At 68.5% G+C, this 10,815-nt stretch carries 8 protein-coding genes; 6 read left to right on the plus strand and 2 right to left on the minus strand.

Annotated elements, in window-relative coordinates:
• Positions 1–44: 44 nt before the first annotated feature.
• The 5 genes from BW41_RS08935 to BW41_RS08910 all read left to right on the plus strand — a co-directional run bounded on the left by BW41_RS08935 (position 45) and on the right by BW41_RS08910 (position 8,256).
• On the plus strand, positions 45–557 hold the full coding sequence (locus BW41_RS08935) for a GAF domain-containing protein (protein ID WP_037533790.1): 513 nt from the start codon (positions 45–47) through the stop codon (positions 555–557).
• Positions 554–2,608, plus strand: coding sequence for a putative bifunctional diguanylate cyclase/phosphodiesterase (locus BW41_RS08930; RefSeq protein WP_037533818.1), 2,055 nt, complete (start codon positions 554–556; stop codon positions 2,606–2,608). Before BW41_RS08935 ends, BW41_RS08930 begins: the two co-directional genes overlap by 4 nt.
• Positions 2,609–3,191: 583 nt before the next feature.
• The gene (locus BW41_RS08920) at positions 3,192–4,385 is read left to right on the plus strand and encodes an AAA family ATPase (RefSeq protein WP_037533784.1); all 1,194 of its coding nucleotides are present in this window, start codon (positions 3,192–3,194) and stop codon (positions 4,383–4,385) included.
• 53 nt (positions 4,386–4,438) lie between these two features.
• Positions 4,439–5,479, plus strand: coding sequence for a ParB/RepB/Spo0J family partition protein (locus BW41_RS08915; RefSeq protein WP_037533819.1), 1,041 nt, complete (start codon positions 4,439–4,441; stop codon positions 5,477–5,479).
• 1,586 nt (positions 5,480–7,065) lie between these two features.
• The gene (locus tag BW41_RS08910) at positions 7,066–8,256 is read left to right on the plus strand and encodes a replication initiator protein A (protein WP_037533780.1); all 1,191 of its coding nucleotides are present in this window, start codon (positions 7,066–7,068) and stop codon (positions 8,254–8,256) included.
• A 535-nt stretch (positions 8,257–8,791) separates the two neighbouring features.
• On the opposite strand, the gene BW41_RS08905 is transcribed toward BW41_RS08910, so the two are convergent.
• Positions 8,792–9,250, minus strand: a complete 459-nt coding sequence (locus tag BW41_RS08905) for a TonB-dependent receptor (protein ID WP_037533778.1) — start codon at positions 9,248–9,250, stop codon at positions 8,792–8,794.
• A 203-nt stretch (positions 9,251–9,453) separates the two neighbouring features.
• On the opposite strand from BW41_RS08905, the gene BW41_RS22050 reads away from it, so the two are divergent.
• On the plus strand, positions 9,454–9,600 hold the full coding sequence (locus BW41_RS22050; protein WP_443027643.1) for a phospholipase domain-containing protein: 147 nt from the start codon (positions 9,454–9,456) through the stop codon (positions 9,598–9,600).
• Positions 9,601–9,613: 13 nt separating this feature from the next.
• On the opposite strand, the gene BW41_RS08900 is transcribed toward BW41_RS22050, so the two are convergent.
• Positions 9,614–10,807, minus strand: a complete 1,194-nt coding sequence (locus BW41_RS08900; RefSeq protein WP_051583389.1) for a histidine-type phosphatase — start codon at positions 10,805–10,807, stop codon at positions 9,614–9,616.
• Positions 10,808–10,815: the final 8 nt, after the last annotated feature.

Raw genomic sequence — 10,815 nt, forward strand, 5'->3', positions numbered from 1 at the left:
TTCTGAGGGATGAAGGGCGGAAACGTATACGGTGACAGGGTCGCATGCTGCTCAATCTCTGGCGGGAACGCAAACGCGCACAGGCGGTCCGCGATCTCGACATCCTCGGCTCGGAGCGCGAACCGGCGTTCGATCGGTTCGTCGCCGCCGCCGCGCGCGCGTTCGACGCGCCGATCGCGCTGATGTCGCTGATCCATGACGACCAGCAATGGTTCAAGGCCGGCCACGGCCTCGTCATCGACTGTATCCCGCGCGACAGCGGCTTCTGCAGCTTCACGCTCGACCGCCCCGACGTGTTCGAGACGCACGATCCCGAACATGATCCGCGCTTCGCCCACCTGCCGGTGGTCACTGACGAACCGCATGTCCGTTACTATATCGGCGCGCCGCTGCGCCGGGTGAGCGGCATCGACGTCGGCGCGCTCTGCGTGCTCGACACCAAGCGCCGCGCGCCCGCCTCGGCCGACCAGAAGGCCTATCTGGTCGGTCTCGCCCGCCAGGCGTCAACCGCGATGGAAAACCGGCTCGACCTGCTGCGCCGCGGAGCGGCGGCATGATCCGCGTCGCTCTGTGCATCGGGCAGGAGCATGACCTGCGCCTCGTCCTGCTCGCGCTGCTGATCTGCGTGATCGGCTCGGCCGCGACGGTGCAGCTGTTCCACCGGATCACCGCCAGCGTCGGCTACAGCCGCTTCGGCTGGATCGTGCTGGCGGCGGTCGGCACCGGGACGATGGTCTGGGCGACGCATTTCGTCGCGATGATGGCGTTCCGCGCCTCCGCCCCGGTGGTGCTCGATCCGCTGCTGACGCTCGCCTCGCTGCTCGCCGTGATCGCGCTCGCGATCCCCGGGCTGGCGATCGCGGCGCGGCGCCGGCGCTGGGCGGGCGCGGCGGGCGGCGCGGGGATCAGCGCCGGCGTGTCGACGATGCATTATGTCGGCATGGCCGCCTATCGCGTCGACGGCATCGTCACCTGGGACTGGCGCTATGTCGCCGCCTCGGTCGTGCTGTCGAGCGGCATCGCCGCCGCGGCGTTCCAGGTGCTCAACGGGCGTCGGTCCGGGCGCAACGCCACCGCGGTCGGCCTGCTCGCGCTGGCGGTCGCCGCGCTGCATTTCACCGGCATGGCGGCGATGCATATCGCGGTGCTGCGGCTCGGCGCCGGCCTGTCCGACCTGACGATGGTCGCGCTCGCGGTCACCACCACCGTCGCCACCGGCATCATCGTCGGCTGCGCCGCGATCAGCGCGCTGCTCGACGGCCATACCCAGACCGAGGCCTATCGCCGGCTGCGGCGGATGGCGATGCACGACGGCCTCACCGATCTGCCCAATCGCACCAGCTTCATCGAGGAGCTCGAACGCCGCTTCCGGATCCGGGACGGCTATCCGTGCATGGCGGTGATCATGATGGACCTGTCGCGCTTCAAGGTCGTCAACGACACCTATGGCCATCAGGCCGGCGACCAGTTGCTCGTCGCGCTGGCGGCACGGATGGCGGCGATGCTCCAGCCCGGCGAATGTATCGCGCGACTGGGCGGCGACGAATTCGCCGCGGTCGTCTCCTATCATACGCCCGATGCGCTGCACGACTTCCTCGCCCGGCTGCAGGGCTGTACCGCGACCTTCGACTTCGACCGGTTCAGCGCCGCGATCGGCGCCAATATCGGCGTCGCGCTGGCGGTGCACGACGGGTTCGACGCCGATGCGATGCTCGCCAAGGCGGACCTTGCCATGTATCGCGCCAAGTCGGCGCATTCGAACGAACCGTGTTTCTACGACAGCCAGATGGACGATGCGGTGCGCGAGCGGCGCGAGCTGATCGCCGACCTGCGCACCGCGATCGACGCCTCGGCGTTCGAACTCCATTATCAGGTCCAGGCGACGATCCCGTCGGGGGAGATCGCCGGCTATGAGGCGCTGGTCCGCTGGCATCACCCGGTCCGCGGCATGGTGCCGCCGAGCGAGTTTATCCCGCTCGCGGAGAAGAGCGGTGATATCGTCCCGCTCAGCATCTGGATCCTGCGCCAGGCGTGTTTCGAGGCGGCGCTGTGGCCCAACCGGCACAAGGTCGCGGTCAATCTGTCGCCGATCCACCTCGCCGACCCGCGGCTGATCGAGACGGTGTCGTCGGCGTTGGCGGACAGCGGCCTGCCGCCCGAGCGGCTGTCGCTCGAACTCACCGAAAGCGCGATCATCCACGATCGCCGCTTCGCGCTCGAACAGCTCGCCCGGCTGAAGGCGATGGGCATCGCCATCGCGCTCGACGATTTCGGCGTCGGCTATTCGTCGCTCGACGTGCTGCGCGCCTTTCCGTTCGACCGGATCAAGCTCGACGCCTCGTTCGTCGCCGAGATCGAGACGAGCGAACAGGCGGTGTCGATCCTGCGCTCGGTGGCGGCGCTCGGCACGACGCTCAACATGCCGGTGCTCGCCGAAGGGGTGGAGCAGCCCGCGCAACTGTCGATCGTCGCGCGCGAGGGCTGCGGCGCGATCCAGGGCTATCTGATCGGCAAGCCGTCGCGGACGCTCGCCGATGCCGAGCAGGTCCGCCGGATCATGGCGCTCAAGCCGCAGATCGTTTCCGACGCCGACGCCGACGTCGCCTGACGCGGGAGCGGCGCGGGAAGGGCGCGGGAAGCCATTCGGTTTGGTCCGGCCGCGTGTCGGCCGGATGAGATCAACATCCGTCCGAGCTATCGAACTGTTCCAGCGCAGGCGGGAGCCCGATGCTCTTGCCGGCGTCGATGCTCTGCTTGGCCAGGGGATTCGCGCCTGCGCGAGACCTTTGCGACAGTTTCGAAACCGCCCCGGCGCAGGCCGGGGCCCAGTTGGGAGGCCGTTGTAACCAACTGCAGGGCTTCACCAACTGGACCCCGGCCGGCGCCGGGGTGGTACGTAAGCAGGTCAGGTTGCGACTTTCGCAGAGGTCTCGCCTGCGCGGGAATATCGGTGCCGGCTGACACGACGCTGGTCGCCCGCTGAATGGGGGTGGATCGAGCCTGCATCATGCCGGCTCGTGCGGCATCCGCTCGACAAAGCAGATCCGGTATCCCCGTGCGGCCCCCGAACCACCCGGCATCGTGCCGGATACGCTTCAACATCGGAGGCTTCCGCAAAACCGCTTGCCCGATTGAATCTCGTCGTGACATACAGCGGCCGTCAAGCTTCAAACCGCTGATCGGACCGCGCCATGAATGCAATCGTCACGCAGATTGGCGATCTCGCCGATGCCGGCGAACGGATGATCGAACGCCTGCGCCGCAAGGCCTTCCTTCCCGAAAGCCGCAAGGGGCTCAACGTCCGCTTCGGCATCGCCGAGGCGGCGCAATTGCTCGGCTGTTCGACCAACCGCATCCGCATGGCGGAGGAGGACGGCCGCCTGCCCCCCGCCCCCGCCGCGGACAATGGCCGGCGGCTCGGCTATACCGTCGGCGAGCTGCTCCATATGCGGCAAGTCCTCGGCGCCTCGCCGGCGCGGGGGGACAGCGACGTGCCGGCGGTGATCGCGGTGCAGAATTTCAAGGGCGGCGTCGGCAAGTCGACCGTGACCACGCATCTCGCGCATTATTTCGCGGTCCAGGGCTATCGCGTGCTCGTCGTCGATTGCGACAGCCAGGCGACGACGACGACGCTGTTCGGCTTCAACCCGCATTTCAACATCACCCGCGAAGAGACGCTCTACCCCTATCTGTCGATCGACCCGACGCAGAGCGACCTCGATTATGCGGTCAAGCCGACGCCCTGGCCCAATGTCGATCTGATTCCGTCCAACCTCGAACTGTTCGACGTCGAATATGAACTCGCCGCTGCGGGAAGCGACGGCGGCTCGGTGCTGGCGGCGCGGTTCCGCAAGCTCAAGAAGGGGCTGATCGAGCTCGCCGGCCATTATGACGTGGTGCTGCTCGATCCGCCGCCCGCGCTCGGCACGATCAGCCTCGCGGTGATGCAGGCGGCCAATGCGCTGCTCGTCCCGCTCGCCGCGACGACGCCCGATTTCTGCTCGACGGTGCAGTTCCTGTCGATGATGGATCAGGTGCTCCAGCAGCTCGCCGGCGCGGGGATCGCGGTCGATTACAGCTTCGTGCGGCTGATCTGTTCGAAGTTCGACGGCAATGACCCGAGCCATGCGATGGTTCGCGCGATCATGGAGCAGAGCTTCGGCCCGGCGCTGCTGCCGGTGCCGATCCTCGAATCGGCGGAGATCAGCCACGCGGCGATGCGGATGATGACCGTCTACGAACTCGACAAGCCGATCGGCACCGCCAAGACCCACAAGCGCAGCCGCGCCAATCTCGATGAGGCGATGGGGCAGATCGAGCAGCTCGTCCGCCAGGGCTGGGGCCGCGTCGCGCCGGCGGATGAGGCGGTGCTCTATGCCGGATGATTTCGCTGTCCTATTCGCCATCGTTCCCGTTATGTCCCGCGCGGAGGTGAGTCATGGCGCGTAAGCAATCCGATTATCTGGCAGCCTTACTGTCCGAAGAGCCGGCCCCCGATACCCCCGCCCCCGCCGCGGCGAGCGAACGCCCGCCCGAGCGGCTGCGCGGCACCACCCTGCTCGGTCGCGAGTCCGCGCTGGCGCGGGTCGCGTCGGGCGAGGTGCGGCAGGTGACGCAATTGCTGCTCGATCCGGCGCGGGTGCGCGTCTGGCCGGGCAATGCGCGCTCCTATGCGCATCTCGACGAGGCGCGCTGCCGCGAGCTGATCGATTCGATCATCGCCGAGGGCGGGCAGAAGGTGCCCGCGGTGGTGCGCCGGATCGAGGGCGATGCCGATCACGATTATGAGGTGATCGCGGGGACGCGACGGCATTGGTCGATCAGCTGGCTGCGCGGCCATTCCTACCCGGACATGATGTTCGTCGCGCAGGTCGTCGCACTCGACGACGAGGCGGCCTTTCGCCTTGCCGATCTCGAGAATCGCGCGCGCGCCGACGTCTCGGATCTCGAACGCGCACGCAATTACGCCGCCGCGCTGACGCTGCATTACGGCAATCATGCCAGCCGGATGGCGGAGCGGCTCAAGGTCTCCAAGGGCTGGCTGTCGAAGATGCTGCGCGTCGCCAGCCTGCCCGAAGAGATCGTCGATGCCTTCGCCTCGCCCGCCGAGGTGCAGCTCAAGAGCGGCTATGCGATCGCCCAGGCGCTCGGCGACCGCAGCACCGCGGCGCGGATCATGGCGACCGCCAAGGCGCTGGCACGCGACCAGCAGCAGCGTCGCGCCCAGGGTCTCGTCCCCCTGCCCGCCGCCGATGTCGCGCGCCGGCTGCTTGCCGCACCGCAGGATGGCGACGACGCCCCGCCCTATGTCTGGACCGGTCCGCAGGGGCGCGCGGCGCTCACCGTGCAGACGATCAACCGCCAGGGTATGACGATCCGCCTCCACGCCGGCGCCGGCGCCGATGCCGCAATGCTCGCCGACGCGCTGCGCGCGGCGCTCACCGCGCTCGAGGCGGAAGGACGCGGACTGCCGCTGTGAGCGGCGCGCTGCCCGAGGTTTCCCCGGGGAAACACGCTCGAGCGGCGGGGTGCCCGGGCTGGTGTGGGCACGTAGTTTCCCCGGGGAAACTTCGATTGGCGGATGAGGTCGAAATGGGCGGATCGGGCTGTTTCGCCGCGCCGGACGTGGCGGGGCGGTGCCGGGACGCGTGGGTGGCCGGGGGCGATCTGTTCGCGTCGCCGGTTGGCGGGCCAGCTACTCCCAATCGGAGGAGCGCCCGGTCTGCCCCCCTGCCCTCGTACGGACATTGGCGGCTGCTGGACCGGGCGGGCGTTGGACCGACACGGGCATCGTTCTCGGTCCGCACGGGCGGTGAGATACAGGAACAAGCCCTGTTCCTACTGCTTGGTGTTGCCGGTCCTCCGTCCCAAGCTTCGTTGGCGCTGGCTGAACCGCGGTTTGCCTGTCCAACGGAGGCGATCACCATCTCGCCCTGTCCGACCGTGACGGCTTACGGCGACGACCCTCCGCTCCCCGCGGATGTTCGGACTGTCGCTCGGGCGAAGCAACTCCAAATCCCCCTCTGTCATGCCGGACTCGTATCCGCATCAACGGCTCCGCAAGAGCATCAGGCGTCGTCATTGTGGCGCGGTGGGCCCGGGAAACAGTCCGGGGTGACGCTACGCGGTTGGCGCCGGGCGGAACATCGCAAACGCCCTGCATTGGCGGGGTGCCAGCAGCCAAGTAGTGCCGCGGGTGTCCACCAACACACGCCACGGGCTGCTTGCGTTGCGCGACCCTTGCCGTGTCTCACCACGAACACGCGCGATGCCGAAGTTTCCCCGGGGAAACATCCGGCGACAGCGGCGGACCTCTTCGGATGGGTGGCGGTTTCCCCCGGGGAAACACGTTCTGAACGTCCGCATGGCTCGGCCGCCGAAGGATGCCATCGTCATGGTCGACGACTCCGCTCGAAAGTTCAGGCAGGACCACACCGCCGACGTCGCGAGGGCTCGCATCTATACGGATGCGACGACGTCGCCGGAAAAAGGCCGTGGCCTCTGCCCATCCGCCGGTCAGGCAGAGCCAATGCATCGCGCTACCCGCGCTTATTTGCCTGCGAGCAAGGCATCCCCCTGCCCTCACCCTCATGGGTCCAGCGAAGCGCCGCCCACACCATCGCCGCGTCACCGATCGAGGCCGCAGCATCTCGCCCTGTCGTCTGTTCGATCGATGCTGTGCCGCTTCCGTCACGGAAGACATCGACGAGCGCACCCAAAAGACGCGCCCGCCCCCCCCTTCCCGCGTCGAATGTGTTTCCCTGGGGAAACATCGTCGTCGCCAAGCCCGCCGCGCCACGTCGTTCGCCTCAAGGCGAGACCACACAGAGCCCGCCACCCCCAGGCTGCGGCGGCGATCCGCACCGGCAGATCGCGACCAGATGACCCACCTATGCCACTCTCTCGCGGAAGCGGACGAACGATGACCCGACCCAGCGCCCTCCAGCTGCATCCCGCCCGCACGACGCCGGGCGCGCGCGCCACACCGTACCGTCACGCGGCCCGACACGTTTCCCCGGGGAAACCATCCCGCCGGGTTTCCCCGGGGAAACACGGGGTCCGGCAATGACCGGCGGCAAGCCCGAGGGCAGCTCCGACCAGTTCGACCTGTTCCTCCCCTATCTCGCCGATCTGCCGCTGCGCGATCAGCGCGAGATGATGGAGCGGCCGTTCTTCAGCCTCGCCAAGTCGAAACGGGTCAAGCCGATCGACTATCGCAGCCCCGACGGCAAATCCTGGGTCCATGTCTCGGCCAATGCCGATTACGGCATGGCGACGATCTGGGACGCCGATATCCTGATCTATTGCGCGAGCGTGCTCGCCGACATGGCGCGGCGCGGCGTCAACGACGTGCCGCGCAAGCTGCATCTGATGCCCTATGACCTGCTGCGCGCGATCGGCCGGCCGACGACGGGGCGCGCCTATGAGCTGCTCGGCCAGGCGCTCGACCGGCTGGTGGCGACGACGATCAAGACCAACATCCGTGCCGAGAACCGCCGCGAGGCGACCTTCTCGTGGCTCGACGGCTGGACGCAATTGGTCGACGCCAAGACCGAACGGTCGCGCGGCATGACGATCGAATTGTCGAACTGGTTCTGGGAAGGCGTGATGATGACCGGGGGCGTGCTGTCGATCGACCGCGCCTATTTCGACCTCACCGGCGGGCGCGAACGCTGGCTGTACCGCGTCGCGCGCAAACATGCCGGCGGGGCAGGCGAGGGGGGCTTTGCGATCGCCATGCCGACCTTGTTCGAAAAGTCGGGCGCGGAGGGGCAATACCGCCGCTTCAAGTTCGAGATCGCCAAGATCGCCGAGCGCGACGAGCTGCCCGGTTTCGCGCTGACGCTGGAACAGGCCGGCGACAAGCGCGAACCGCTGCTGCGGATGCGGCGCCGGCCGGAGGCGCAGCGCGTCACCTCGGTGAGCGCAGGCGAGGGGGCCGCGCCACCCGCCGTCGCGCCTGCCGCGCCCGCGCCCCCTTCGCCCGAGCGGACCGAGCAGCTGGTCGATGCCGCCGCGGCGATCCGGCGCAGCGTCAGCCGTCTCGCCAGCCGCGCGCACGATGGCGAGATCACCGCGGCGACGCTGGCGACGTTGCGCGCCGAATGTCCGGGCTGGGACTATCAGACGCTGCATGCCGAGTTCCGCACCTGGATCGACGCCGATCCGGCACGCACCCCGGTCAATTACCAGGCGGCGTTCGTCGGCTATGTCCGCCGCTGGGACGCCAAGCACCGGCACGACCTCGGCCGCTGAGCCGCCATGCAAGCGCGCCGCGTTCCCGAAGTGTCGGCGCGGCGGATGCCGGTCCGTCTGCGCGAAACCGCATTGGCGGCGCTGGTCGCCGAAATGAACCTCCCGGATGGAGTGACCCGGAAAAGTGATTCAATCGAGGGCGTGGAATTTCCGGCTTTCGCCGGCCGTCGACCTATCGGGAACGTCGTGTCGATCCTTCGGGAACGTCCCTCGACCCTTCGGGAACGATGCAACGATCCTTCGGGAACGGCCCCGTCGATCCTTCGGGAACGAACCACCGATCCTTCGGGAACGGCAGGGTGGTCGCGAATCGCCGGAATCGCTGCGATTCCTGCCGTTCCCACGGCGCTTAACCTTCTAACCTTATCTCTAACCCTCTAACCAAGCGGAGATGGTTCGATTGAGAGGGGGATAGAAGCCCGCGCCGCCACCGCAGCGCGATACAGACAGGACGGCATGCCGGATCACCGGCAGGGCAGGGGGCCTGACCGCCGGCCGATACGGGGGTCGCGGCCGGCGACCCCCACAGATGGCGCTACAGCGCCGCGCTGGCGCGCAGGAGGACGGTCCGCCCCGGCGCCATATAATCCTTCTGGTAGCTCACATGGTCGCCCTTGGTGGTGTAATAGCGCCAGTCGTCGCCGAGATTGGCAATGTCGAGATCGAGCGCGACGCCGCGGGCGAGCGTGTACCGGCTATGGAAGTCGATGCTGCGATTGGGCTGCACCCATTTGTCGACCGCATTGTCGCGCAGATCCTCTATATATTTGCCGCGATAGGCATAGGAGAGTTTCAGCTCGACGCCGTATTTCTGATAGGTGAGCGCGGCATTGTACAACAGATGCGGTGTATTGACGAAGCGCATCGTTACGCCGTGACGATAGGCTTGGCCACTGTCCGCGGCACTGTGCTGGAGCGTGACATTGCCCTCGACGCCGAAACCATCGAACGGCGCGGCGAGCCCGGCCAGTTGCTTAATGACGCCGAGCTCCATGCCATAGACCTGCGCGCTCTTGCCGTTCTGCGGCTGGGTGATCTCGATCGTAGGAGTCGGCAGCGTGGGTCATCGCGGCCAACTGACTGTCAGACGGCGACGTAGCGTCATCCGCACGACGCAAACCAGGTGAATATCCTGCCGCAACGAATATCGCGATCGTCGAGAAGCCGGATTGCGCCAATATTTGGCCGGTCCGCGACCTGTGGCCGCTGGCGGCGAGCGACGGCTGGTACGACCTCACCGTCACCTGCACAGCGGACGCACAGGCGCTGTGGCGCTATGCCGGCAAGGTCGAGACCGGGCGGCAGGGGCGCACCGATCCCGCGATCGGCACGATGCGGCTGTGAGGCGGAGGGGCCCCTAGCGCGCCACCGGCTGCCGCAGCCGCGCCTCGGTCAGCGCGACGAAGGAGGCGAACGGGCAGCGCGCCGGGCAGCCGGGGATCGCCACCGCGGCACGATGCGGCGCCACGCCGCGGGTCAGCGGGGTGAGCGCGCGGACCTGCGCCATCGTCTGCGCCTGGCTGAACGCGCGGACGTAGCGCGCGCCGTCGGCGCCGCGCACCAGCTCGAAGCCGAGCGCGCCGCCCGGCGCGATATCGTCGCGCGGATAGTCCGCCATCGTCCAGTGCAGGTCGTAGAAGCCGCCGAGCGCGGCGAGATTGGTGTCATGCCCGAACAGCAAGGTGATGCGCCCGCTGCGCCCCGCCAGCGCATCGACGATCCGCCGGGCGAGCGGCGCGGCGAGCCGCTGCGCGACATAGGGCGGGCGCGTCTCGTAGCGGAACTTGATCGGGTGGAAGCGCAGCATGGTGCGGATGTCGGCGGCCGAGGCGCGGCCCCAGCCGACCTGCGCCATCGGCATGGCTTCGAGATATTGCAGCAGGATCGTCTGGCCCGCGGTCGAGGCGAAGCTGAGCGCGCCCTTGAGGTCGGGCTTGTCGCCCGGCACGGCGACGAGGTGCGAGACGCGGTCGGCCGCGGTGCATGCCGAAGCGCCGCGCCCGCAGGCCTTGCCGGGGCAGCAGCCGGTGACGTGTTCGAGCACGCGGAAGGCGTCGGCATTGGCGACCGCCTCGGCCGCGATCCCGCCCGCCGGCGCCTGCCGCAGCGCTGCGGCACGCGCGGTGTCGCCGTCGATCGCGAGGCCGGCGTCGGCGGGGTGGAAGGTCGCATCCTCGTCTTCGCTGGCGGGATGATCGAGCGGCACCGCGCAGCCCGGCGTCAGCGCGGCGAGAAAGGCGCGGCCGGTCTTGATCGCGCGCGACGCGCCGCTCGCCCGGGCGCTGATCGCGGCGGGGGCGCAGCCGCTGGCGGGGAGCAGCCCCTGCCGCACCCACAAGGCGCGGTCATAGGCGCCGAGCCGGCCGATCGCCGCGGCGCCGTGCGGGGTGAGGTCGCCCGCCGGTGTCGACCAGGCGGGCCAGGCTTGCGCGGTGGTGCCCGCCGGGGTGGCGGGGAATTTGGTCGACGGCCGCACCCCGTGGCGCATCAGCAGCACGACACGCTCGACCGTCTCGCCGCGCGCCGCGGCGGGGATATGCTGGTAGGTCATCGCTCTCC

It is taken from the genome of Sphingomonas sp. RIT328 (genome assembly GCF_000632225.1).
In the GTDB taxonomy this organism is placed as follows: Bacteria; Pseudomonadota; Alphaproteobacteria; order Sphingomonadales; family Sphingomonadaceae; genus Sphingomonas; species Sphingomonas kyungheensis.

Excerpts from the sequence above, each read along its gene's own strand:
- BW41_RS08910 (WP_037533780.1), top strand. The coding sequence starts at position 7,066 with ATGACCGGCGGCAAGCCCGAGGGCAGCTCCGACCAGTTCGACCTGTTC.
- BW41_RS08930 (WP_037533818.1), top strand. The coding sequence starts at position 554 with ATGATCCGCGTCGCTCTGTGCATCGGGCAGGAGCATGACCTGCGCCTC.
- BW41_RS08900 (WP_051583389.1), bottom strand. The coding sequence starts at position 10,807 with ATGACCTACCAGCATATCCCCGCCGCGGCGCGCGGCGAGACGGTCGAG.
- BW41_RS08915 (WP_037533819.1), top strand. The coding sequence starts at position 4,439 with ATGGCGCGTAAGCAATCCGATTATCTGGCAGCCTTACTGTCCGAAGAG.
- BW41_RS08905 (WP_037533778.1), bottom strand. The coding sequence starts at position 9,250 with ATGGAGCTCGGCGTCATTAAGCAACTGGCCGGGCTCGCCGCGCCGTTC.
- BW41_RS08935 (WP_037533790.1), top strand. The coding sequence starts at position 45 with ATGCTGCTCAATCTCTGGCGGGAACGCAAACGCGCACAGGCGGTCCGC.
- BW41_RS08920 (WP_037533784.1), top strand. The coding sequence starts at position 3,192 with ATGAATGCAATCGTCACGCAGATTGGCGATCTCGCCGATGCCGGCGAA.